Below are 25,506 nucleotides of genomic sequence, written 5' to 3'. Positions count from 1 at the left end.
TTGATCATTAATCTTTTATCATTTATATTTATTCTACTTCTTCAAAGAATTTTTTTACTTTTTCCATAAGCGACTGCCCGAAGGTTAATTTCGCTTTTCTGTTCTCTTGCCTTTCATTTTCGAAAAACTGCTGATCCTGAACTGGCGCTGCCTGCTGTACGGGTTGTACGGTTTCAGGCTGTGCTGTTACAGTTTCCTGCTTTGGTTGTTCAGCAACAATTTCTATCATTTCATCAGCATTGTGTTTTTTGTCTCTGATTTTCAAACTCTCCATCAGTAACCCGATAGAGGTAGCAAATTCAGGGCCTTTCAGGTACTGATTTTTATCGTTGGCGATATATTCATTCGCAAAACCGATTCTGCTGTCAAAACCAGTGGTATAATTGGCCAGCTGACGAAGATGTTTTAAGTTTGAACCTCCACCCGTAAGAACGATTCCTGCAATAAGTTTTTTCTTTTGTTCAAAAGCACCATAAGCTTTCAGTTCTGTATTGACCATTTCTAAAACTTCTTCTACTCTTGCATTGATGATCTGTGCTAACGTTTTTAAAGAAATTTCTTTGTCCGGTCTGCCGTGAAGCCCCGGTATGGTTACAAAAGTACTATCTTTTTCTAATTCGGGAACAGCCGAACCAAATTTTACTTTAAGTTGTTCTGCATGTTTCTCTATGATGGAACAGCCTTCTTTGATATCTTCGGTAATAATTCCGCCTCCGTATGGAATCACACAGGTATGACGGATGATGTTATCTTTAAAGATGGCAATATCGGTAGTACCACCACCAATGTCAACAATAGCGACACCAGCTTCTTTTTCTTCTTTTGTAAGAACAGCTTCTGAAGATGCTAATGGCTCTAAAGTAAGGGCTTCCATTTCTAATCCGGCTTCACGAACACATCTTGCAATGTTTCTGATGCTGCCCATTTGGCCTACTACAACGTGGAAGTTTGCTTCTAAACGCTTTCCATGCATTCCAACGGGCTCCTGAATTTCACCCTCGGAATCCACTTTATATTCTTGAGGAAGTACGTGGATAATTTCTTCTCCGGGAAGCATAACCAGCTTTTTCACCTGATCTTTTAATGCTTCGATGTCGTCGTCTGTAATAAATTTATCAGGATGTTCACGCATAATATAATCGGAGTGCTGCAGAGAACGAATGTGTTTTCCTGCAATACCTACCGTAACTTTGCGGATAGGAACACCGGCACTGGATTGTGCTTCGGATACTGCAGCCTTGATTGAATTAATAGTTTGTGAAATATTATTCACAATACCTTTATGAACACCAAGACTTTTAGCTTTTCCTACACCGAGAACTTCTATTTTCCCGTGTGCATTCCTTCTTCCGACAATCGCGACTATCTTCGTTGTCCCGATGTCCAGACCTACTGAATACTCTTGATTTTCCATTTTTATATCGATTTGATTTTTTCTACTTTTTTCTTTGAAAGGATAATATCCTATTTGTGTATTAAATGCCCTGAAGGACTTATTCTATTTTTACTTTTGCCTTAGGCTTGGACTGCGCCTTGACGGGGGGCTTTTTCTCTGCTTTTTTCGTTTCTTTTGTATGTGTTTTCGTCTTTGTATCTTCTTTCGGTTTGGCCGGAGTGGAATTTGCTTTTTTTACTTCTGCTGTCTTGGGCTTAGATTCCGCCTTTTTAGCTGCAGGAGAAGGTACTTTTGCAAGTTCCATTTTCCCTGCTTTTAAAATACTGTCATTTTCTTTAAAATAAGGGTTTAAAGTCGTGACAATCTGATTCTGATATTTCACGGAAACCATACTGTATTTTTGAGGGTCCTGATACACCAGATATTTTTCAACGAAAGTTTTAAATCCTTTTACTTTAAAATCAATATTATCAAGGTCTCCGATCTCTACTCTGTAGTTTCCTTCGCTCGTAAGAAGACTATAGCTTTCTTTGCTTTTGGAGATTCCGATAAAATATTTTTTACTGAAATCATCTTTATCGATCTTTTCTACCAGTTCTGCCAGCTTTTCGTATTCATCGGGCTGTACATTTCCGGTTACCAGCATACATGGATGTGAGTAGGTTCTTGAAATTGGGAATTCAATTCCTTTTTCATCCACATAGAAATCTCTGCCATCTTTATTTAATCTGAAAACAGGAACTCTTTGCTTGATATCCAGATTAAGCTTTCCATTCAGGTTCAAATAGACGTTGGCACTGTCTACCGCCGGAAGAGAATTTATTCTTTTTTCTAAAGAAGGAATATTAAGATTTCCCACTTTTCCTGAAGGATTTTCTTTTTTTACAATCTCCCTAATATCTTTTTCATCAACAAAATAAACCGGAGTTTTCTCACTCATTTTTACAGAAATCTTATTGTCTGTAATCTGTTGGTGGCTGAATCTCTTCAATGAGAAACTCAGTAACAATCCAAGGATGATTACCGTGACAACAATTTTTAATATTCTGTATTTATTTTTCATATTTTCTGTACAATGTAAAAAGTACAATGTACTTATGTATTTTTATATTAATTTCTTTTCAACTCTACATTGTACATCTTACATTGTACTTTGTATTGTGCTAATCCACTCACAGATAGGATCATACAGGGTATCTATATTTCCTGCTCCTACGGTAAGAAGGATGTCAAAATCTTTTTCTTTTATTTTTTCAAAAGCATCAGATAATGTGGATACTTCTTTTTTATCTAATGTCACTTTTTCCAACAGCCAGCTTGAGGTAACCCCTTCAAAGTTCTCCTGAAGTTCTCTTGCAGGGTAAATATCAAGAAGGATCAGTTCATCAGCCTTGCTTAAACTTTCTGCAAAACCATCTGCGAAATCTCTTGTTCTGCTGAAAAGATGGGGCTGGAAAGCTACCAATAGTTTTTTATCAGGGTAAAATGTTTTGATTGAGCCCATTACAGCATTAATTTCTGTAGGGTGGTGGGCATAGTCATCAATATAAATTTTACCATTCTGATAAATATGTTTTGTGTATCTTCTTTTAATTCCTTTAAAATTGGCAATTGCCTTTTTCAGCGTATCAAAATCTGCGCCTAAATTATGCAGAATAGCCAGTGCTACAGTGGCATTTTCCACATTGTGAATTCCTGGAATTTCCCAGACAAAATCTTTTATCGTTTCAGTAGGGGTATGAAAATCAAAATAGATTTTATCATGATCCATACGGAGATTATCTGAATAGTAGTCTGCGGGCTCATTTACGGCATAAGTTTGATGTCCTCTGCCGATTTCCAGTCCTTTTCTTACAAAAAGCTGTTTGTCCTGAGGTACTAAAGCTGCAAACTGTCTGAATCCTTCTTCAATATGGCTTTTATCTCCATAAATATCCAGGTGGTCAGCATCGGTAGAAGTTACTACTGCCCAGTCTGGCGACAGGTTCAGGAAGCTTCTGTCATATTCATCAGCTTCTACTACAGAATACTTGGAACCATTATACAGGAAGTTGGATTTAAAGTTTTCAGAAATTCCTCCTAAAAAGCATGAGAAAGGAAGACCTGCTTCTTTGCACAGGTGAGCCACGAGAGTAGAGGTTGTTGTCTTCCCATGAGTTCCTGCAATAGCGATGCAGTCTGTATTTTCTGTAATTAATCCTAAGACTTTAGCTCTCTTTAAAACTTCAAACTGATTTTGATTGAAATAATCTAAGATTCCAAGCGTTTTGATAGCCGGGGTATAGATTACCAATGTGTTTTCTTTCTGAAGGGAAGTTATCCTTTCATCAATAAGGTCTTCAAAAACAATATCAATACCTTCGTTCATCAGATTCTGAGTTAATTTTGTATTGGTTTTATCGTAGCCCAATACTTTTTTTCCGGATGCATTGAAATAGCGTGCTAATGCACTCATTCCGATACCTCCGATTCCAACGAAGTAAAAAGTCTGATATGTTTGTAAATTATTCATTTTTTTGTCTTAATGTATTATGTACAAAGTATAATGTATTTTCTTACTCTTTACATTGTACCTTTTACTTTTTACAGTTTATTAAAAATCTCGTCTACGATCTCTTTTGCGGCATTCGGCTTGGCAAAATAGTTAAGATTGTCAGACATCTCTTTTCTTACATTTTCATTTTCGCAGATTTCTGATAATGTATTCCAGAATTTTTCCTGCATTTCAGAGTCTTTTACCATTCTTGCTGCATTTTTTTCCACCAGGTTCATGGCATTTTTGGTTTGATGATCTTCCGCTGCAAAAGGGAAAGGAACCAAAAGAACCGGCTTTTGTGCTACAGCCAGCTCTGAAATGGCAATTGCTCCAGCTCTTGAAACAATGACATCAGCAGCAGAATAAGCCAGTTCCATATCTTTGATAAATTCAAGGATCTGAACATTTCCGGTGTCTATATCTTTTGTTTCGTTTATAATATCTTTATAATCAAGCTTTCCTGTCTGCCAGATCAGCTGATAATCTTTATCTACAATTTCTTTTAAATGTGATTTCCATGCATTATTCAATGTTCTGGAGCCTAAAGAACCGCCTACAGAAAGAATTGTAAGTTTGTCTTTATTTAATCCCATTTTTTCTTTTGCCTGAGCGGTATCCTGCATTCCTGAAATAATATTTTCACGAATCGGATTTCCCAGAAATTTTATTTTTTCTGCCGGAAAACCTTCTACTTTTGGGTAAGCGGTGAAGACAGCTTTCGCTTTTTTGCTTAAAATTTTATTTGTTACTCCTGCATGAGCATTTTGTTCCTGTATGAAAATAGGAATTCCCATTTTACTTGCTTCATAAAGAGCTGGCCCGCTGGCAAATCCTCCTGTTCCTACTGCGAAATCGGGAGCGAAGTTTTTAATAATCCTTTTGGATTTTGATAAGCTTTTCAGAATCTTGAAAGGAAGTCCCAGATTGGATAAAAGATTTCCTCTATCGATTCCAGCAATATCGATTCCTTCAATTTTATAGCCTGCCTGTGGAACTTTTTCCATTTCCATTTTCCCGTTGGCTCCAATGAACAAAAATTCTGCATCAGGAAATCTTTTTTTGATTTCATCAGCAATAGCGATGGCCGGGAAGATGTGTCCTCCTGTTCCTCCGCCTGATAATAGTATTTTCAATTTTTTGTCCATGTTAAGCGATATCGTTTATTTCTGCTATACTTTGTTTTTTGCCCATTCCTTCTTCATCATAAATCTGAATCCTTGAGCTTATATTTAAAATAATACCTAACTGCAAATAGGTTACCAGCATTGAGGTTCCTCCATAGCTGATCAAAGGCAGCGGCTGTCCAGTTACCGGGATCAGATTCACCGCAACGGCTATGTTTACCGAGAGCTGAATAAAGATCATTACCCCGAGGCTGAGCACGAGCAACGATCCGAAAAATGCCGGCATCTTGCTGGCAATCATTACGATCCTTATCATCATGATCAGATATAAACTGATCAGAAAAGCGGCTCCTATCACTCCGTATTCTTCTACGATAACCGCAAAAATAAAGTCGGAGGCAGATTGTGGCAGCATTTGTTTCAATGCACTTTTTCCTGGTCCCATTCCGGTAATCCCGCCATGTACAATGGCTGCTTTGGCTTGCATTACCTGATAGTTTTTGGCTTTTACACTTTCATCATCTACATCGGCTGATTTTGCTTTGCTGGAAGTAAATGTTTCTACACGGCTCATCCATGTATGAACACGGTTTCCGCCAATCATATTCGTATTCAGCGCTATTAATAAGAATAAGACAATGGCTACAAATGAGGCAGAAATGAATCCTGCAATGTATTTCCAGTGTAGCTGCCCAATGATAAGTACCACTACGGATACCATTAAAATCATTAATGCCGTAGAACCGTTATCTTTGGCTACCAGTACAAAAACAAGAAGGATAGGCCCGAAAATATACATGATATTCTCTATAGGAAGCCTTTCTCTGGTAATTTTTTTGGTTAAATATCTACAGAGATAGATGATTAACATTAAGAAAGCAAATGATGAAGGCTGGAAAGAGATAGGTGTTCCCGGGATTTTTAACCATCTGGAAGCACTGGCTCCATCAATGGTTTGTCCGGTAAACATGGTAACGATCAATAAAACAATCATAAGGCCGAGCAGAATACTGCTGAGCTTTCCAATGTATTCATATTTTATTGTACCTACCAGTCTCATAATGGCTAAACCTAAGACTACAAAGAACATATGCTTGATAACGTGACCTGTTGTAGTCCCGTTATTGACAATATATTCAAGATTTGAACTTGCAGAGTATACGGGGAAAATAGAGAAAATGGAGATCACAAGGATGACCATCCAAAGTACTTTATCGCCCTTTAGAAATTCAAATCTGCTTTCTGTGTTCTGTTCGTCCATAATTTTGTATTGATGTATGATGTACAAAGTAAAATGTACTTTTTACATCTGACATTTTACATTTTTACTTTAATACCTGTTCTTTAAACTGGCGTCCTCTGTCTTCATAGCTTTTGAACAAGTCAAAGCTTGCACAGCACGGAGATAATAGGACGGTATCGCCTTTTTTAGCCAATGATTTTGAAATTCTCACGGCTTCTTCCATGCTTGAAGTATCATAAATAAATTCTTTTTTGTCTTTAAAGAAATCTATGATCTTCTTATTATCTATCCCAAGGCAAACAATTGCCTTTACTCTTCTTTTGACTAAATCTTCAATTTCAGTATAGTCATTTCCTTTATCCAATCCACCAACAATCCATACGGTTGGTGTTTTCATACTTTCTAAGGCATAATATGTAGCGTTCACATTGGTTGCCTTACTGTCGTTGATGTATTTTACGCTATCAATTTCAGTCACCAATTCCAATCTGTGTTCTACAGCCTGGAATGTCATCAATGAATGTCTGATGCTTTCATTGTTGATTTGTAATATTTTACCGGCAATAGAAGCGGCTAAGCTGTTGGCAACGTTGTGATTTCCCAATAGAGACAATTCATCAACTTTCATTGCGAATTCGTCTTTCATTTTCACCACAATTTCATCTTCATTAATGAAACCTCCTTCAGGCAGTTTCTCTTTGGTAGAGAAAGGAATCATTTTAGCTTTTATTTCAAGCTTTTCAAGAAGGTTTTTGCTCATTTCATCATCCTTATTGTAGATGAAGAAATTATCATTTTCCTGATTTTCCGTGATTCTGAATTTTGCCAATGCATATTCTTCATAATTGTAGTTGTACTGATCCAAGTGATCCTGAGACAGATTCAACAATAAAGAAATATAGGGTCTGAAGTTCTGAATATCGTCTAACTGGAAAGAACTTACTTCCAGTACATAATATTCATGGTTTTCATCTGCAACCTGTTTGGCAAAGCTGTATCCTATGTTTCCTCCCAAACCTACATTCAACCCGTCATTTTTAAGGATGTAATAGATCAGGGAAGTAGTGGTTGTTTTTCCGTTGCTTCCGGTAATGGCAATGATCTTTGCATCTGTAAATTCAGAAGCAAATTCAATTTCAGAGGAAAGTCTGATTCCTTTGTCATGAATTTTGTTGATGATGTCTGCTTTTTTCGGAATTCCCGGGCTTTTTACGATCCAGTCAGCATTTAAAATCCTTTCTTCGTCGTGATTTCCTTCTTCAAATTCAATTTCATTATCGGTAAGAAACTGCTTATAGTTATCCTTAATAGCTCCTTTATCTGAAAGAAATACTTCCAGACCTTTCTTTTTAGCCAAATAAGCAGCACCACATCCGCTTTCTCCACCTCCTAAAACAACTATTTTCATATTTATTCTTTTGTAAAATGTAAAATGTAAAACGTACAATGTATCTGGTGTCTTTTTACATTAATACTTTTTACTTTTTACAAAATTTATCTCATTTTTAGTGTGATCAGACATACAATAGCCAATATTACTCCGATGATGATCATTCTGTTCACGATTTTACTTTCGTGGAATCCGTCTTTCTGATAATGATGGTGTAATGGTGACATTTTGAATAGTCTATTGTTTTGGGCATATTCCAGCCCGTATTTTCTTTTTCTGTATTTGAAAACAACTACCTGAAGCATTACAGACAGGTTTTCAATTAAGAAGATTCCGCATAATACAGGAATCAGCAATTCTTTTCTTAAAATAATAGCTAAAACAGCAATGACTCCTCCCAGCATCAGACTTCCGGTATCTCCCATGAAAACCTGTGCAGGATAGGTATTGTACCAGAAGAATCCGATCACGGCACCTACCATTGCCACGGCAAAAATGGTGGTTTCTCCCATATTGGGAAGGAACATGATATTGAGATAATCTGCAAAGATGATATTCCCTGATAGGTAGGCGAAAAGAGCCAGTGTGAGCAGTATAATGGCACTTGTTCCTGCGGCGAGGCCGTCAATTCCATCTGTGATATTGGCTCCGTTTGAAACAGCGGTTACAATGAAGATCACAATGGGAATAAAGACAATCCATGCCCACTCATGGGCATCTTTATCATTCATCCAGAATAAAATTCCACTATAATCGAATTCGTTATTCTTTGCAAAAGGTACAGTGGAAACGGTGATTTTTTCTGTAGGCATAAAGTTTTGCTCTACATTGTTTCTGTTCACCACTTTAGCATCTGCATATTTTCTTTTAACAGTAATATCCGGGTGGAAATACATGGTAATTCCGACAATTAGCCCTAAACCAACCTGTCCAACAATTTTGAATTTACCACTTAAACCGTCTTTATTTTTTTTGATTTTCTTTAAATAATCATCAAGGAAACCAATTGCACCCATCCAAAACATTGAAACTAGCAGCAGAACAATATACACATTGGTAATTCTTGTAAACAGCAATACCGGGATGATGGTTGCCAAAATAATGATAAGCCCTCCCATGGTAGGAGTGCCTTCTTTTTGTTTCTGCCCATCCAATCCAAGATCACGTACCAATTCTCCCATTTGTTTTGTTCTCAGGTAATTGATTACTCTTTTTCCGTAGACAAGAGCAATAATAAGGGAGAATAATACAGCCATTCCGGCACGGAAGGAAATGTATTTCAACAATCCTAATCCCGGAACGTGAATTCCATGGTTGGTTAGATATTCGTATAGATAGTATAGCATGTTTCTAGTTTTTTATTATTTAAAAATTTAATTTATTTAAAGATTTAAAGATTGGGTTTCTCAATATTTTCACTTAAATATTTAATAAAGTTTGATATGTTTGAAGAAATCTCTCTTGAAAGGGTAATGATTTCTTCCGCTTTATTTTCGTTACCTAATTTTAATCTTCTACTTACAATCAGCATACTTCTTACTTCAGCACAGCTGCCTTTTGCAATTTTTAAATATCTAATAAATTGTCTGTTATTGTTATATTCTGAGCCTTCTGCAATATTGTTGCTAATTGAAAAGCTCGCTCTTTTTATCTGGTTATTAAATTCAAATTCTTTTTCAAAACTTTGACTCTGAAGAAATGAATAAATTTTTTCAATAAGATCTAAACTTTTGATATATACTGGGAAATTTTCAAAATTCTTCGTCATCATCAAATTTTTAAATCATTAAATGAGTTTAATCTTTCAATTTATTTGGACATTAATTTCCAAAGCTCATTAATTACTTCTTTGTCGTCAAAATGATGTTTCACACCATTAATCTCCTGATAGGTCTCGTGGCCTTTTCCGGCAACTAAGATGATATCTTTAGGTTCTGCAAATTTTATAGCCATCTTTATGGCTTCTTTTCTGTCCGGAATTGAAGTGTATTTGCTGAAGTTTTGAGGTTCAACGCCTGTTTCAATTTCTTTGATGATCTGTGCAGGATCTTCTGTTCTCGGATTATCCGAAGTGATGATTGCCAATGTTGATTTTTTTGTGGCAATATTCCCCATTTCAGGTCTTTTGGAATGATCTCTGTCGCCTCCGCAGCCAAATACGGTGATTAATCTTTCGTTTTTGGTTCTGATATCGTTGATGCTGTCCAGAATGTTTTCCAATGCATCCGGAGTGTGCGCATAATCTACGATAAAGAAAATTCCCCCATCGGATTTGAATGTTTCAAATCTTCCGGAAACTCTTTTTAATTTGCTGATGGCCTGAAGAATTTCATTTTGTTCAAAACCTAGTTCTTCAGCAATTCCGAATACAAGCAACAAGTTGTACACATTGAATTTCCCTGTCAGTGTTGTCCAGAATTCTTTTCCGTTGAAGTTCAACAGCATTCCGTTGAAATCTACTTCTAAAAGTTTTCCGTGGTAGTCTGCCATAGTTTTCAAAGCATAAGACTTCTTTTTAGCCTTGGTATTCTGAAGCATGACATTCCCGTTCTTGTCATCCACATTGGTGATGGCAATAGCTGTATCTTCCAATTCGTCAAAGAATCTTTTCTTTGTTTTTAAATATTCTTCGAATGTTTTATGATAGTCTAAATGATCATGAGTAAGATTGGTGAACCCTGCAATTTTGAAGTGTAATCCTTCAATTCTGTTTTGGGCAATTCCGTGTGAGCTTACTTCCATGAAAGCAAATTCACATCCTTTTTCCACTGCTTCAGCTAAAATCCTGTTGATCGTAATCACATCAGGTGTTGTGTGAGTAGCAGGGATAATTTCTTCACCAATTCTGATTTCAACAGTGGAAAGTAAAACTGCCGGATAGCCCAGGTTTTTGAAAACGTCAAAAAGAAGGGTTGAAACAGATGTTTTTCCATTAGTTCCTGTAACCCCGATCAGTTTCAGTTTATGAGAAGGGTTTCCGTAGAAATTAGAAGCAAGGTGACCTAAGGCTTTAGATGAATCTTTTACCTTAACATACGTTACATTCTCCGCCAGTGTTTCAGGGAATTCTTCGCAAACGATTGCGGAAGCCCCTTTTTCAATAGCAGATGCAATGAATGAATGCCCATCCACTACTGTTCCCCTCATCGCAATGTAAAGAGAGTTTTCTGTAACTTTTCTGCTGTCGATCACCAACTCAGTAACCTCACGGTTGTTGTCACCATGGATTTCCAATACTGGGATTCTGTTTACTAATTCTGTTATAATCATCTTTATCAATAAGGCTTTGCCTTATTTTTGTTTTAAATCCTTATTTAATTCTGCAGAGACAAATAAATTCTCTGGTTCTTACTGATCGTTGTACCTTCCAGAGGGAATTGTTCTTTAATTCTTCCCACTCCTTTATAATCGACACGGTAGCCTAAATTTTCCAATTGTGGGATAACGTTTTTACCAATTAATCCTACTACATTGGGCATTTGCTTATCATTTACTGCTACTTTGACATTAGGTTCAACCATTTTGTTTAGGTTTACCTTTTTGTCTACAAGCATTTCTTTTTCAATATTTTGAGGTGTTTTCAGGAATGTTTTTCCTGCAATTTCCTTAAATACCGGTGCTGAAACGGAACCTCCATAAAAACCTTTTGCGGTGTTGGGCTCACTAATCATTACATAGCATGTATATTTTGGAGCGTCTGCGGGATAAAATCCTGCAAATGAGGCGCGGTACTTCATCGGGCCAGGCAGCCAGTATTCAAATCTTGCGGTACCTGTTTTTCCTGCCATTTTCAGGTTAGGGGTAAAAATGCTTCGTCCGGTTCCTTTTTCTACGGCTTTGGTTAAAGCACTGGTCATCATTTTAATTGCTTTTTCAGATGCCATTTTGTTTACCATGATTTCAGGCTTGGCATTGTACATTACCTTTCCGTCTTTCATGATTTTATCAATGAATAAAGGCTTAAGCATTTTTCCTCCGTTAGCTACTCCGTTGTAGAAGGTGGTCAGCTGCAGCAGGTTGATGTTAGAAGAATATCCGTAAGAAATAGACGCCAGTGTAGCGGCATTCCATCTTTTATTTTGTGGAGTTACGATCTTTGGTTTTGTAATTCCCGGAAGTTCTATATCCATCTTGTCGAATAATTTCCAGCGTTTCAGGTGGTCAAGGAAGATCTGTGGTTTTTCTGCATAATACTTTGTGATCAGTTTTGATGTTCCTACGTTACTGGACTTTGCCAATACATCACTGATATCGTATGTTCCTCCTCCATGGCCGTCAGAGATTCTCTGTTTTGCATAAACCCAAACTCCGTTTCCGACGTTTACGGTTGTATTTTCATCGATGAATCCATCGTCCATTGCCGCCAAAAGGGAAATGGTTTTAAAAGTAGATCCAGGCTCGATATTATCTTTCAGAGCATAGTTGTAAGAGTCTTCGTATTCTCCTTCTTCTGTTCTTCTTAAATTAACAAGAGCACGTACTTTTCCGGTTTCGACTTCCATCACAATTACGGTTCCGTGTTTAGCTTCGAAATTAATCAGCTGCTTCTCAAGTGCGGAGTGTGCAATGTCTTGAATTCTAAGGTCTAAGGTGGTATATACATCTTCTCCGTCTACGGGTTCCTGCACTTTCCAGAAGTCAATAGGTTTCCATTGAGATGAATTAATTCTCTGTTCTAATCTTTTACCATCTGTTCCGGTTAAATATTTTGAGAAAGCACCTTCCAGTCCGGATTTAAGCTCACCGTTATCCATACCGATGGTTCCTGCCCCGATTTCTGAGGTGGCCAATTCTCTTTTATAGTTTCGGTCAACAATAAATCCTCCTTTATTTTTCCCTTTTTTGAAGATTGGGAATTTTCTGATTCTGTCGTATTGATCGAAATCCAGTCCTTTTACCAAAGTGTAGTACTGGTTTTTCTTTTTCTTCTGCTCGTCAAACTTCTGTCTGAATTCTCCTCTGGATTTTCCAAACATTTTGCTCAGAGAATCTGTCAGTGCACCAATGTTGTTGGAGTACACTGTATCTTTCATGGTTTTGAAATCAAGATAGATGTCATACCGCATTACTGTGGTTGCGAGAATAGAACCGTCAGATGCAAAAAGATTACCACGGGCAGCCTTTAAAGTGGCTTCACGATAGTTTTTATTAATATAATCATCTTTAATTTCCTGGACATTGGTATTCTGAAGGATAACAATCCTTGCCAAGAACATTACAAACACGCACAAAGCTACCACTGCAAAGAGGTAGCCCCATCGTAACGTTTTCTTACGTTTATTGTCGTATTCATTTTGCTTTTGCATCTGTACTATCCAGTTTTATTAGCAATTTGTGAGGGTGGTTTTCCAGGGTCATTAATGAATCCCGGGCAACCTCTTTCCCCAGCTCTGATTCCATTTTCACTTTGATCAGCTTACTCTGGGCGTAAGCATTTCTCGATTTGTATTCCTCTGTTTCTTCCTTTAAGGCGTTTACAATTTTTATTTTTTTATTGACGAGATGGTTGGTATAAATCATGGCCATCATCAGAACAAACAACAGAAGAAAATACCTGTAATGTATTTTGATCTCATCACGATTCAGAAAGTTTCCTTTTATAATGTCTATAAAAGTGAGTCTTTTCTGGGGGCGATTTGTTGTTCTTTTTGCCACAGCTTTTTTATAATTGATTAATGATAAAAGATAATTGATATCGTTTATCACTTATGATTTATCATTTATACCTTTATTCCTGTTCTCATCTTGGCACTTCTTGCTCTTGAGTTTTCTTCAATTTCCTTGTCATCAGGAATGATTGCTTTACTCTTTATCAATTCGAATGCCTTTTTATAATTTCCGTAGATATCTCTTGCCGGTTCTCCTTCGAACATTCCGTTTTTCAGGAATCTCTTTACCAAACGGTCTTCCAGAGAGTGGTAAGAAATAACGACTAATCTTCCTTCTGGTTTTAAGACATTGAATGCCTGAACCAGCATTTCTTTTAATACCTCAAGTTCCTGGTTGACCTCAATTCTTATCGCCTGAAAAAGTTGAGCATAGAACTTATTAACCTTGTGAGGCGGGATATAGCTGAACATTTTTTTCAGATCTTCCGTAGTTTCTATACTTTTTGTTTTTCTGTGGTGAACAATTTCTCTCGCCAGTTTTCTCGCTTCTCTTAATTCTCCATAATGGTAGAAAAGATCTGCAAGTTCTTCCTCTCCATATTCATTGATCACTCTCTTAGCATCCAGATTCTGCATTACATTCATTCTCATATCCAAAGGAGCATTGCTTCTTGTGGAGAATCCTCTGTCTGCTTCGTCAAACTGATGAGATGACACACCTAAGTCTGCCAAGACACCGTCCACCTGCGAAATTCCATACATCAGCAATGAGTTTTCCAGAAATCTGAAATTCTGATTAACCAATGTAAAACGTGGATCATCAATTGTATTTTTAAGTGCATCCAGGTCCTGATCAAAACTGAACAATCTCCCTTTATCGGAAAGTCTGCTCAAGATTTCTCTTGAATGGCCTCCGCCTCCAAAGGTGCAGTCCACATATATTCCGTCAGGATTCGTTACCAAATCATCAACACTCTGCTTCAACAAAACGGGGTTATGATACATGCTTAATTGTGTTTTTTATTTACTATATAATCAATTAATAACCTACAGTTATTCTTCATCGAAAGAGCCCATCACATCTTCGGCAAGGCTTGCAAAATCAGCTTCATTAGTAGCAATTACCTTTTCATAGGCTTCTTTGTCCCAAATCTCGAAAAGTTCTCCTGCACTGGTGATCACAATCTCTTTCTGGAGATTTGCGAAAACCGTCAGGTCTTTAGAGATCTGTAGTCTTCCTGCATTGTCCAATTCTACTGTTTTTACTCCTGCCGTAAACATTCGTATGAAATCAGCATTCTTTTTTATGAATCTGTTCAGTTTATTAATTTTGCCCATCAGTTTGTCCCATGCATTCATAGGATAAACTTCCAGACAAGGTTGGAACACAGATCTTTTGACTACAAACGCCTTATCATCGAAGTCTTCCATCTGTTTGATTAAAGATGAAGGAACTTTTAAGCGGCCTTTGTCGTCAATTTTACACTCATATGTCCCAATGAAATTTTTCATTTGGGACAAATTTATATAATAATTTCCAAAATTTCCCACTTTTTCCCACTTTTTGACTCAATGTTAATAAGTTTTATTAAAGATTGAATTTCAATAATGTAAAATACTGATATGAAGGGACTTGTTGAAAGTATTATTTATGCCATAATAAAGCCGTTTTGAAAAAAAAAGTTAAAAAGGAGAATATTATATTATTTTTATCTTAAATTAGGATAATCAAAATTTTTTTGAGGTTTAATTTGTATTTTTGCAGGGCTTTATTAAGGCGTTTTATGATATTTAGTACAAAAAAAGAAAAGAAATATTCCTATGTAGAAGCGGGAGAAGGACATCCATTAGTGCTGTTGCACGGGTTAATGGGTGGTTTGAGTAATTTCGATAAAATGGTAGATTTTTTTTCGGATAGAGGCTTCAAAGTATATGTTCCTCAGTTGCCGATCTATGATCTGCCGGTACTCAATACGAATCTTACCACTATCGCAAAATATATTATCAAGTTTATAGAGAGCCATATTTCCGGTCCTGTTACTATTGTAGGAAACTCAATGGGAGGACATGTAGGGCTTATTCTGACTTTGGCAAGACCTGATCTGGTAAAAAATCTGGTTCTTACAGGAAGCTCCGGACTATATGAAAGAACTTTCGGGGACAGTTTTCCGAGAAAAAACGACCGTTCTTACATCAGAAAGAAGACGGAAGAAGTTTTCTATGATCCTACAGTGGCAACAGAAGATCTTGTAGATGAAGTTTTTGCAGTAGTGAATGACAGAATGAAAGGAATCAAGACCGTAATGCTGGCAAGAAGTGCCATCAAACACAATATGCTGAACGATCTTCCGAAGATTGTGACACCTACCTGCCTGATCTGGGGTAAACAGGATAATGTAACACCTCCGGAAGTGGCAGAAGATATGCACAAGTTTATTCCTAATTCTGATTTATTCTGGATTGATAAATGCGGGCATGCCGCCATGATGGAAAAACCAGAAGAGTTCAATGAAATCCTATACAACTGGGTAAAAGATAAAGTTTAAAACATATAAATAACCATTAAGAGCTTTTCTTAATGGTTTATTTTTCTAAAATACATTCAAAAATGATTATTAAAACAGCAGCTTTTGTAAAGAGTAGTGGAAAATGGCAGGAATGTCCTGAACCCAATATTCCTGAATATGCTTTTATCGGAAGGTCAAACGTAGGAAAATCATCACTCATCAATGCGATGATGAACCATAAAGATTTGGCTAAAACTTCGGGGACTCCGGGAAAAACTCAGCTGATCAATCATTTTTTGGTGAATGAGAACTGGTATCTTACGGATTTACCAGGATATGGGTATGCAAAGGTTTCAAAAGTTCAGCGAAAGGATTTTGAAAAACTGATCACGAACTATATTCTGAACAGAAGAAACCTTGTCAATCTTTTTGTATTGGTAGATATAAGACACACTCCACAGAAAATAGACCTGGAATTTATCCAATGGTGTGGGGAAAGTGGAATCCCGTTTTCCATTGTATTTACAAAGGCTGATAAGCTAAAGCCGAATGTTGCCGTTAAAAATGTTGAAGATTATAAAACTGAGCTTCATAAGAGCTGGGAAGACCTTCCTGAACTGTATATTACCTCAGCAGAAAAGAAAGAAGGAGGAGACAACATTCTTAATTTTATACAAAAGACCAATGAATTTCTAACGAATAATAATATAAGTTTCGATGAGTAATATGGTCTGGAAAATCAAAACGTTTGATGAGTTCACTGTTCCGGAATTGTATTCGGTACTGAAGGCACGTATTGATGTTTTTGTTATTGAGCAGAACTGTCCTTATCCTGATCTGGATAACTATGATCAGAAAGCAGTTCACATCTGGGCAGAAGAAGACGGACAGATACTGGCATACTGCCGTGTCTTTGACAAAGGAATAAAGTATGATGAAACTTCCTTCGGCAGGGTACTGACTACAGAGCAGGCAAGAGGAAAAAGCCTGGGAAAGCAGTTAATACAATATGCCGTAGAAACAATAGAAAACCGGTTTCATACTTCTGAAATCAAAATATCTGCACAGGATTATCTGTTAAGATTCTATAGTGGATTCGGATTTGTGGATACAGGGAAAAAATATCTGGAAGATGATATTCCCCATACGGAAATGATAAGAAAATAAAAGGTATCTCATTTGAGATACCTTTTTTCGAACTGTATAAAATTATATTGGGTGTTATTAGTTTTTTTCATCATTTCTTTACTCCAAAAGTAAAACTATTATGAAAATTAGCCTTACGGAAAACCGTAATGGGTTAAATAATTCCTTAATTTTTATAAAATGCAAGAAGTTGTTCGTCTTAAGGTCTTCTTTCATCCCCATTTAGACTGATTAAGCTATTGAAACTAACATTGTTGAGAAGTTTGTAGACTTAATAGTTTTCTAATGTCTTATGAAGTTCCTCTCTAAAATTATAAATCTCATCAAGGTTATTCAATAATATTTTCTCTCCTGCATCTTTTCCATTATGAAACGTTTCAATGTATTTATTAGCTGTATTGAAATGTAATCTGCAAAGGGGTTTTCTGTTATTATCATCTAGTAAAATTCCAAAATAAGATAATGTATCTCTATAAGCTATGCGCCCTGCCGGAACTTTTTCTCGCATAATTGCTTTTATAATTTGGAATCCTTCAAGTTCTTCTTCAGTGGTTACAATTTTAGAATCATTATTTTCATCTATAGGCTGAGATGTTTTTATATCCTCTTCTTGTTTCTCAATTTGCTCATTGATATTTAAAGCAGACTTGAGTCTGAAACTGATAGATTCATTAATAGAAGTTGCTAATGCTTTTTTTGTATATTCTTTAAAAGAGAGCATTCTGTTAGCAGTCATTGGCTTTTCAAAAAATCTCCCAACCAATAGTTTTACAATTTCATCAGATGGAGATTCTATTTCTTTTTCAAATTCTTTCCGTATAGCCTTAATATATTTCAACGCTTCAGCTGAGTCAAGAATACTCTCAAGGTTGTAATCCTTTTTAGTAAAGCTTTCCAGTATTTTGATTGAACTGTCCTTTAGGTCCTCAATATTGATGGTGAAAAATGGTTTTTCATCCATGATATTAGGCTTTTCAAGATCGGTATAAAAATTATACATAATTCCGTTGGTAAGAACACCAAACCGTGTTTTAGAAACATGATAATATCTGTGAAGCTGAGAATTATGAGCATCAGCACTTTCTTTCCAGTGTTTACATTCAATGATAAAAATAGGTTCATCATTATTCTTAATTACATAATCAACTTTTTCTCCTTTCTTGGTTCCTATATCGCAGACATGCTCAGGTATCACCTCTGTAGGATTGAAAATGTCATAGCCTAAAATTTGTATAAAAGGCATTACAAAGGCATTTTTAGTAGCCTCTTCAGTTAAAATCTGATCTTTTAATCCTGATACTTTTTGCTGTAACTGCTCAAGTTTAATTTTAAGGTCCATTCGGTTATTTTTATTTGCATTCCAAAATTATAACCCTTTAAAGTTCAATCCTTACGGAAAACCGTAAAACAAAAAACCTTTCGACAAATGAAAGGTTTACATATAAGGGAGATTATAGTAAAGGATTAAATAATTCCCAAATCTTTACAAAAAGCAACAAGCTGTTCATTGCTTGTTATCTGAAGATCTTCCTTCATGCTGTTCAGTTTTTTTTCTACACTGCTTAAGCTATTGGGTTTAATATCATTGTTTTGAAGATAAACAGGTATGTTTTTCTGTAAAACACCTTGAGACAAAAGAGAGACTAAGGTGATATCATAGGTAGAGAATTCATAATTGTTGAGTTTCTTTACCTCCTGTTTAAGATCAAGGGAAAGATAGTTTTCGTCTACATAGGTGGAAGCAATTGCTTTTTTCAGTTCTTTTGAATCATTACGGGCCTTACGAACAAAACCATTAATTCCATATTCATTAAAAAGACTGTCTATTACTCCGGATCTATGTTCCGCAGAAAAGACAATGATTTTCAAAGAAGGATGAAGTTTTTTAATGGTCTTAATGAGTTCTTTTCCATCTTTAAGATTTTGTATATTGTGGTCTTCTTCAAAAGAAAGATCTGTAATTAACAAATCGTAAAGATCATTTTCACGAATGGATTTTTGAATTTTAGCTAATGCATCATCACAATAATAAACATAATCTGTGTGTGAAATACTAAGGTCTTCCAATGTTTTCTGTACAGAAATACTGCTGCTTTCGTGATCTTCCGCTATTAAAATTTTTTTGAACATTCTTTTTCTTTTTTAAGAAGCAGGAAATGAAATATAAATTTTCAATCCCTTTTCGGTTTCCGTGTCAAAAATAATTTCTCCATGGATAGCTTCAATACGGGAATCCGTATTTGTTAAACCATTTTTATAGATAATTCCTCCAGGAATACCAATTCCATTGTCTGTATACTGAATTTGTATCGTGTTATTTTTTCTTTCAAATTTAAAAGCAACGAGAGTAGCCTGACTGTGTTTTTTCATATTGACCAAAAGTTCCCGCATCACCTGATAAATTTCTTCCCGGGTAAATTCTTTCAGTGAATTCCATATATTTTCGTCGTTTCCGGCAAGATAAGTTTTTACATTTTCATTGTTAAACGAAGCGATAAGAGTGGATACTCTCTTACTGAACTCAGGTTTATATTCTGAGACAGCTTTTTCATAGGAAATATCTCTGGACTTTTCATAGACGAACTCCAGCTCATCAAGTACCTTTTCTTTATCAAAGTCCTCCTGGTTTTCAATCTTGGTCATGACCTGATAAATACCGTTGGCTACCACATCATGAATTTTCTTGGAAACTTTTAGCTGCTGTTCTTTTAACTTATTGTCGGATTCCAGAAGCATTGTCTGCTTACGTTTTTTATACCAAAAGAAAGCGCCAATTATAAGAGCAAGCGTTCCTAAACTTATGCTTATAATTAAAATATTTTTTTTGGTGATTTGATATTCCCTCTGAGCAATTCCCTTTTGGAGTGAGAGATTCTCTGCTTTATTTTTTTCTGTTTCATAACGGATTAACGCAAATTGATTTTTAGCTTTTTTTCTCGCCACATCAATGCTATCATTCCGTTTTTGATAAATTTTAAAAAAGAATTTACTTCTTTCTGGTGATTCTAAAAGGATTATTTTTTGTAAAGCTTCAACTTCATCATTTGGGTTTTTTATTTCTCTCGCAAGTTCATACATTTTTTTGGCATGAAATAAAGCCTTTTGAGGATCTTTTTCCTGATAGGTATCTGCTAAATGGGAATGGCTAGAAACCTGTCCATACATATCATGTTCTTTAATTCTAATATCTAATCCCTTATTAAATTCTTGAATTGGATCATATGCCGGATTCTGAAGCCATTTCGTCCTGGCTTGATTCGTAATAACCATTGCCAATAATTTTTTACTTTTTGGAGAATCTTTTAAAATTGAGACATACATTTGTAATGCATTTTTATAGTCTTTCTTTTGACGGTATGCATTTCCTTTATTATTAATGAATGTTTTTTTTTCGTCAGGGCTTGGTGAGAATTTTATTGCAAGGTTGTAAAATCGTATGGCATTGTCACTCTCCTTTAGATTATAACTGGTTATTCCGAGATTATTATAGTTTGACTTTACATATTCATAATTGGCTGGATTACTTTCATTTAGATATTTAGTTGCTTCTAATGAAGTTTCCTGGCTCCCGTAGTTATCACCAAATTGTTCTTGAATAATTGCCATATTGTTTAAAGACTTTCCGGCACCTAAACTATCCTGTCTTTGCAGAAATAAATCACGAGCTTTATCAAAATAGAAATATGCACTGTCAGGCTGCTTACTTTCTCTATATTCAAAGGCTTTATCATAGAAAGGATTGGTTAAATTATTTTTAACAACCGGAGGTTTATTCTTAGAGCACGATAGAATAATCAGACAAAATAGAATAAAATAAAATTTCAAAATTATTTGTTTTGTCGAATTTAAAAAAAAACAGCGAAAGATTTCTCTTTCGCTGAATATAGGTGTGCCTTTTTTATTTTTTTGGAGGGAGTTGTCCGTTATCTCCACTCGTATCACTACTACTTTCTACAGAAAGGTTCATTGTAGTAGATTGGTAATTGGTATCAGCTGTTGAAGTATTGGCATTATTATCTGAAAATGCTAATCCTAATAGCATCATTATAATTTGGATCATTTCCTTTAAAATTTTCGAAGTTGAAACTGTATTTCTTCCTCTCACGAAGTATTTATCGTAAGCTGTACACTGTTAAAATTTCGAAGCGCTTCTTAATTTTTTAGGGAAGTGAACCTTTAAAAACGGAGACGAAACATCTGCTTCCCAATCCGGAGTTTGATCTCTGTTTTCTCTGGTTTTTTTGAAATCAGTCTTTTGTAATGTTTTTCTTGATTTCTAAAGCAAATTTGCGGCAAAACAGGATAGGTTTGTTAGACAAAACACAGACATCAATAGACAGTAAGTGGGCGTGGAGTTATTACGGAAATCCGTAATGTGGTGTGATTGAAATTCATCTACTTTGTAATGCCCGAAAACACTGCTTATGTCCAAGAAAAAACTGCTGATTAATGAAGTATTTGAGCAGGCAAGAAGAGAGTCAGAGAAAACCACAAAAAGTGGATTGGCCTCTTACCTGCATCTTTGTTTTATTGATAACCTGAAATGCTATGATATTTCAGAGAAAACATTCATACGATATTATGAAGACTTTGTAGAAGGCAATAGCAGCAGGAACATTGAGCCTGAGAGACTGAATAAAATGTGCCAGTACATCGGCTATAAAGATTTCACCGATTTTTCAAGAACTTTTATCAGGAATGATGAAAAAAAAAATCTGACCACGGTAAAAATCAGTGTGGATCAGGATGAGGAGATTATATCGGAAAGGCTGTCTAAGATCAACATTAATATCATCAATGAACAGCATTTTAAAATGCCGGAGTTTGTGAGACAAAATAGTTTTGGTCTCGTGGGGATATTTTTGCTCGGAGGATTTTTGATTGGTAATTATTATTGCTCCTCCGGAAACAGAAATGTTAATGAACCATTTAATTTTTTGACTCTGCCTGCGATTGAAAAGAATTGTATGTACTGGGATCAGAATGAATATAAGCTGACAGACTGTAATGAAGACAATCCTGTATTGAATGTTGTTCCTAAAGATAATATTCAGATTAAATATTTTAAACGTATTACAAGGAAAGATACCCTTACAGTGGATAATGCCCTGGGAAAAACATGGTATTCAAAGGTCAATGGAAAAGTTGAATTTTTTACAATGGATGGGATTGATCCGGAAAATAAAAGAGAATTAAAACGGGCTACTGAATATATCATTAGAAAATATTCCGGAAAAAAGCCCGATATGATACAGGCAGATTAGATTTCTTTCACAATAATTTAAAATACAATTAAAACAAATCCTTATCTATTCCTGTAATTTCGTCTTATTTTAAGATGAATAAAATACTATTCCCCGTTTTACTTTTTATATCTACACTTTTCTCAGCACAGAAACCTGTACAGATTGCATTTCTTTCCGATGTGCATTTCCAGGATCTGTATGGAAGTTTTTCGGATCATGATTTTAAAGGAATTATAAATCCTAAAACAGGGAAATCCACCATTTTGAGAACCATGGATTCTCAACTGCATTCTACAAGAATTTTTAATGAAAATTATTTTGCCTTTCTTAAAGCTCTGGATGATATTGCTGCAAAAGGAATTAAGATTGTAGCAATGCCTGGTGATTTCTCAGATGACGGACAGGCTTATAACCTTCGTGGTCTTCATAGAATATTACAAAAATATCATGAAACGTATGGGATTAATTTTTATTTAACTACAGGAAACCATGATCCGGTGGGACCATTTCGGAATGATGGAGGGAAAAGTGATTTTCTTGGAGAGAAGGGAAAGCCCCTGGGAATTTACAGCAAAGAAAATATTGGGACCTCAGCAGATAAGGTGATTACAAATGATATTGCAGAATCCGGATATCTCGAAATTTTGAATGAGTTAAAAGATTTTGGCTTCTCCCCAAAAAAAGAAGATCTGTTTTGGAGTACTCCTTTTGATGATAATTCATTTAAAAATTACTCTTACAAAAAAGGATTACAGTCTGCAGAGTATTCCAAAAGAATGTATGAAGTGACTAAAGGTTTTTCTGTTCCGGATTTGAGTTATGTTGTTGAACCTGTGAAAGATGTGTGGTTGATTGCTATTGATGGTAATACTTATGTCCCGAAAAATATCAATGAAAGTTTTGAAAATCCTTCTAACTATAAAGGAGCAAGTATTGGCTATAATAATGTTCTGACCAACAAACAACATTTAATTCAATGGGTTAAAAAACTGGCCGCCGAAGCAAAGAAAAATAATAAAACCCTCATCGCATTTACGCATTATCCTATGATTGATTTCAATGATGGAGCAACCAGTGAGATTAAAAATGTATTGGGTGAAAAAAAGTGGCAGCTGGAGCGTGTTCCTCAGGAAGAAGTTGCTAGGATATTTGCTGAAGCAGGACTGCAGATTCATTTTGCAGGGCATATGCATATTAATGATACGGGAATAAGGAAAACAGGAGACCATATTTTAGTGAATGTTCAGGTGCCCTCACTGGCGGCTTATCTGCCTGCGTATAAAATTCTGACCATACAATCGCCTGATAAGATGGACGTTCAAACCCAGGTTCTAAATGAGGTTCCGAATTTCGATGAGTTATTTCCTTTATATGAAAAAGAATACAATGCTTTACAACATGATAGCACCCAAATACTTTGGAATAAAGATATTTTAAAAACAAAATCATATCACGATTTTATGCTTTTTCATTTAAAAGAACTGGTTCGTTTAAGAATGATTCCCGATGACTGGCCGAAAGATTTTATTGAGAAAACCAAGAACCTTACTGGTGAAGATCTTTTGTTGCTTATTCAAAATAAAGATCAGCTGAAAGAGAAAGCAATCAGGTCTGAAGACTTTAAAAAATGGTCTTTTGATGATCTGTTATTGGACGTGTATAAATTTCAATCGGCGGATGAACTGGCAAAAAATGATATTCCGGAGGAAAGGCTGAAGCAGTATGAGATATTGGAAAAACTATACAAAGTGTATGACTCAAAAGGGGATTCATTGATTCAGCAATTAAAATCTGTTTTCAAAATTCTTTCATTACTTTCCCATGGAGATCCCACAGACCATTTCGAAATAGATTTGAAAAGAAAAGAAATAATAAAGCTGTAAACTATTATGCTTCATCAACACTCAACTTATGTTCAATAAAATAGTTGTGCTTATTCGTGAAAAGCATTAGTGTTATTTGTGTTTAAACAAAAAGAAAGGCTGCCATAAGACAGCCTCCTCAATTATAAATCTAATAGCAAAAACAGGACTATTTTCCTGTTACAGGATTCTTTCTTTCATAGGTATTGTTTCCAAAACTTACCTTATAATTGGATTTGAATAGCTTGCTGGGATAATAATAGTCTGTTGTAATGATTTGAGCGCCACTTTCTTTGGCTTTCTCAAACCTTGAATAGTCTTCATTTCGGGCTTCCATGGTATCAGCATCAGCTCGGGTGCGGATGATATACCCTTTTCTTACCAGATCTTTTATCATCGCATCATCCTTCCTGGGTTCATTCATAAACAAAACTGCAGCCTCAGGAGTTCCCGGAACAGAATTCGTAAAAATCATTCTTCCTTTCAATGAGGGATGATCTTTAGCATATAAGTCTCTGTTTTCTCCATTATTATCCAGTACGAAAAGGAATTTCCCTTTTACCTCTTTTACTTTTGGCCAGTGTTTGTTTAGAGCAGCTTCGTTCAATGTTGTATAAGAGCCTCGGATATCATCCGGTGTAATTATCTTGTCTTTTCCCAGATACTTTTTCAGTTCATGATCCAGATCGTCAAAGAGCTTCGATGTGTAATGTTCCGGCTCGGTTCCAAATTGATTTGCTTTACCATCTTTGGGCTCAAGCGTTATAAAAACAGGATCGTGATCAGGATGTTGATCAGACCATTTTTTCAAATCCTTTAAACAGTCTTCTAAGGTATAATACCATGTCTGATAATCAATATCTGTCACATGAATCATTTTGTAACCTGGTTTTTCCATTTTGCCTTCCGGATCAAAAGGTTCAGAGGGTTTTACCAGATCCAGAATTTTCGGATGGGCATATTTTCCTCCATGGCTGTCTGCATATACATCAATTTCCAGATTTCTAAGTCCCAGATCCAGTTGCTGGGGAATAGGAATATGCTCATACTGAATCCTTGGTAAAACGTTCAGCGTATCTTTTTGAGATAGATAATGATACACTTCGGGAAGAATGGCTTTTTTATAAGAATTATGAGAGCCAATAACCTGAATTTCATTGATTTTTAACTCATCGAGATGCTGTGATTGTGCCCAAAATAAGTTGAAAGAAGATAAACAGATGCCAAGGAAAACAGCCTTTTTCATTTCGATACATTTTGAATACGAAATTACTCACTCTTTGCAGGAGATGATTTATATATTATGTTAAGTAATTTTTAAAATTCTGTGAATGTTGGAAAAATAGACGTGTATAAACAGCTGATATTTAGTTGATTTCTATTCTCTCAAAGTGAGATATTTATATTTTGTTGACTTTAAGATAATATTATGTTAAAATAGATTTGT

Annotated in this window: 23 protein-coding genes; 5 read left to right on the top strand and 18 right to left on the bottom strand. The window is 35.7% G+C overall.

Annotated elements, in window-relative coordinates; genetic code table 11:
- Positions 1–28: 28 nt before the first annotated feature.
- From ftsA to mraZ, 13 genes are all read right to left on the bottom strand, one after another.
- Positions 29–1,414, bottom strand: coding sequence for a cell division protein FtsA (gene ftsA, locus ACWPWS_RS21085; RefSeq protein ID WP_454047803.1), 1,386 nt, complete (start codon positions 1,412–1,414; stop codon positions 29–31).
- 79 nt (positions 1,415–1,493) lie between these two features.
- Positions 1,494–2,459 (bottom strand): cell division protein FtsQ/DivIB, encoded by a 966-nt coding sequence (locus ACWPWS_RS21080; RefSeq protein ID WP_454047802.1) that lies wholly within the window; start codon positions 2,457–2,459, stop codon positions 1,494–1,496.
- Positions 2,460–2,537: 78 nt separating this feature from the next.
- Positions 2,538–3,908 carry a UDP-N-acetylmuramate--L-alanine ligase gene (gene murC, locus ACWPWS_RS21075; protein ID WP_454047801.1) on the bottom strand — a complete coding sequence of 457 codons (1,371 nt, stop codon included), beginning with the start codon at positions 3,906–3,908 and terminating at the stop codon, positions 2,538–2,540.
- Between the two features lie 71 nt (positions 3,909–3,979).
- Positions 3,980–5,077, bottom strand: a complete 1,098-nt coding sequence (gene murG, locus ACWPWS_RS21070; protein WP_454047800.1) for an undecaprenyldiphospho-muramoylpentapeptide beta-N-acetylglucosaminyltransferase — start codon at positions 5,075–5,077, stop codon at positions 3,980–3,982.
- A 1-nt stretch (position 5,078) separates the two neighbouring features.
- Complete coding sequence (locus tag ACWPWS_RS21065) at positions 5,079–6,317, bottom strand: FtsW/RodA/SpoVE family cell cycle protein (RefSeq protein WP_034694212.1); 1,239 nt, start codon at positions 6,315–6,317, stop codon at positions 5,079–5,081.
- Between the two features lie 64 nt (positions 6,318–6,381).
- Positions 6,382–7,707 (bottom strand): UDP-N-acetylmuramoyl-L-alanine--D-glutamate ligase, encoded by a 1,326-nt coding sequence (gene murD, locus ACWPWS_RS21060; RefSeq protein WP_454047799.1) that lies wholly within the window; start codon positions 7,705–7,707, stop codon positions 6,382–6,384.
- Positions 7,708–7,793: 86 nt separating this feature from the next.
- Complete coding sequence (gene mraY, locus ACWPWS_RS21055) at positions 7,794–9,035, bottom strand: phospho-N-acetylmuramoyl-pentapeptide-transferase (RefSeq protein WP_209786592.1); 1,242 nt, start codon at positions 9,033–9,035, stop codon at positions 7,794–7,796.
- A 44-nt stretch (positions 9,036–9,079) separates the two neighbouring features.
- The gene (locus tag ACWPWS_RS21050) at positions 9,080–9,460 is read right to left on the bottom strand and encodes a four helix bundle protein (RefSeq protein ID WP_454047798.1); all 381 of its coding nucleotides are present in this window, start codon (positions 9,458–9,460) and stop codon (positions 9,080–9,082) included.
- Positions 9,461–9,498: 38 nt separating this feature from the next.
- On the bottom strand, positions 9,499–10,959 hold the full coding sequence (locus tag ACWPWS_RS21045) for a UDP-N-acetylmuramoyl-L-alanyl-D-glutamate--2,6-diaminopimelate ligase (RefSeq protein WP_454047797.1): 1,461 nt from the start codon (positions 10,957–10,959) through the stop codon (positions 9,499–9,501).
- A gap of 44 nt (positions 10,960–11,003) precedes the next feature.
- Entirely contained in the window at positions 11,004–12,995 is a 1,992-nt protein-coding gene (locus tag ACWPWS_RS21040) for a penicillin-binding transpeptidase domain-containing protein (protein WP_209786595.1), read from the bottom strand.
- Positions 12,979–13,344 carry an FtsL-like putative cell division protein gene (locus ACWPWS_RS21035; RefSeq protein WP_034693891.1) on the bottom strand — a complete coding sequence of 122 codons (366 nt, stop codon included), beginning with the start codon at positions 13,342–13,344 and terminating at the stop codon, positions 12,979–12,981. Before ACWPWS_RS21035 ends, ACWPWS_RS21040 begins: the two co-directional genes overlap by 17 nt.
- Before the next feature lie 65 nt (positions 13,345–13,409).
- A complete protein-coding gene (gene rsmH / locus ACWPWS_RS21030) occupies positions 13,410–14,303 on the bottom strand; it encodes a 16S rRNA (cytosine(1402)-N(4))-methyltransferase RsmH (protein WP_309511909.1) in 894 nt (297 codons plus the stop codon).
- Positions 14,304–14,351: 48 nt separating this feature from the next.
- Positions 14,352–14,810 carry a division/cell wall cluster transcriptional repressor MraZ gene (gene mraZ, locus ACWPWS_RS21025; RefSeq protein ID WP_209786597.1) on the bottom strand — a complete coding sequence of 153 codons (459 nt, stop codon included), beginning with the start codon at positions 14,808–14,810 and terminating at the stop codon, positions 14,352–14,354.
- A 272-nt stretch (positions 14,811–15,082) separates the two neighbouring features.
- Between mraZ and ACWPWS_RS21020 the strand changes: the two genes are divergently transcribed.
- From ACWPWS_RS21020 to ACWPWS_RS21010, 3 genes are all read left to right on the top strand, one after another.
- On the top strand, positions 15,083–15,844 hold the full coding sequence (locus ACWPWS_RS21020; protein ID WP_209786598.1) for an alpha/beta fold hydrolase: 762 nt from the start codon (positions 15,083–15,085) through the stop codon (positions 15,842–15,844).
- 62 nt (positions 15,845–15,906) lie between these two features.
- Entirely contained in the window at positions 15,907–16,530 is a 624-nt protein-coding gene (yihA, locus tag ACWPWS_RS21015; protein ID WP_105683392.1) for a ribosome biogenesis GTP-binding protein YihA/YsxC, read from the top strand.
- Positions 16,523–16,972, top strand: coding sequence for a GNAT family N-acetyltransferase (locus tag ACWPWS_RS21010; RefSeq protein WP_454047796.1), 450 nt, complete (start codon positions 16,523–16,525; stop codon positions 16,970–16,972). Before yihA ends, ACWPWS_RS21010 begins: the two co-directional genes overlap by 8 nt.
- Positions 16,973–17,222: 250 nt before the next feature.
- On the opposite strand, the gene ACWPWS_RS21005 is transcribed toward ACWPWS_RS21010, so the two are convergent.
- The 4 genes from ACWPWS_RS21005 to ACWPWS_RS20990 all read right to left on the bottom strand — a co-directional run bounded on the left by ACWPWS_RS21005 (position 17,223) and on the right by ACWPWS_RS20990 (position 21,011).
- Complete coding sequence (locus ACWPWS_RS21005) at positions 17,223–18,290, bottom strand: type I restriction endonuclease (RefSeq protein WP_454047795.1); 1,068 nt, start codon at positions 18,288–18,290, stop codon at positions 17,223–17,225.
- A gap of 125 nt (positions 18,291–18,415) precedes the next feature.
- On the bottom strand, positions 18,416–19,081 hold the full coding sequence (locus ACWPWS_RS21000) for a response regulator (RefSeq protein WP_309511911.1): 666 nt from the start codon (positions 19,079–19,081) through the stop codon (positions 18,416–18,418).
- Positions 19,082–19,093: 12 nt separating this feature from the next.
- Entirely contained in the window at positions 19,094–20,776 is a 1,683-nt protein-coding gene (locus tag ACWPWS_RS20995; RefSeq protein WP_454047794.1) for a hypothetical protein, read from the bottom strand.
- 73 nt (positions 20,777–20,849) lie between these two features.
- Positions 20,850–21,011 (bottom strand): hypothetical protein, encoded by a 162-nt coding sequence (locus ACWPWS_RS20990; protein WP_454047793.1) that lies wholly within the window; start codon positions 21,009–21,011, stop codon positions 20,850–20,852.
- Between the two features lie 364 nt (positions 21,012–21,375).
- Between ACWPWS_RS20990 and ACWPWS_RS20985 the strand changes: the two genes are divergently transcribed.
- Positions 21,376–22,215 (top strand): hypothetical protein, encoded by an 840-nt coding sequence (locus ACWPWS_RS20985; protein ID WP_454047792.1) that lies wholly within the window; start codon positions 21,376–21,378, stop codon positions 22,213–22,215.
- A gap of 74 nt (positions 22,216–22,289) precedes the next feature.
- Positions 22,290–24,080 carry a metallophosphoesterase family protein gene (locus ACWPWS_RS20980; protein WP_454047791.1) on the top strand — a complete coding sequence of 597 codons (1,791 nt, stop codon included), beginning with the start codon at positions 22,290–22,292 and terminating at the stop codon, positions 24,078–24,080.
- A gap of 148 nt (positions 24,081–24,228) precedes the next feature.
- On the opposite strand, the gene ACWPWS_RS20975 is transcribed toward ACWPWS_RS20980, so the two are convergent.
- A complete protein-coding gene (locus ACWPWS_RS20975) occupies positions 24,229–25,305 on the bottom strand; it encodes a phosphatidylinositol-specific phospholipase C1-like protein (RefSeq protein WP_454047790.1) in 1,077 nt (358 codons plus the stop codon).
- Positions 25,306–25,506: the final 201 nt, after the last annotated feature.

The organism is Chryseobacterium sp. Marseille-Q8038 (assembly GCF_965111995.1).
This window is presented reverse-complemented; position numbering and strand designations above follow the sequence as displayed.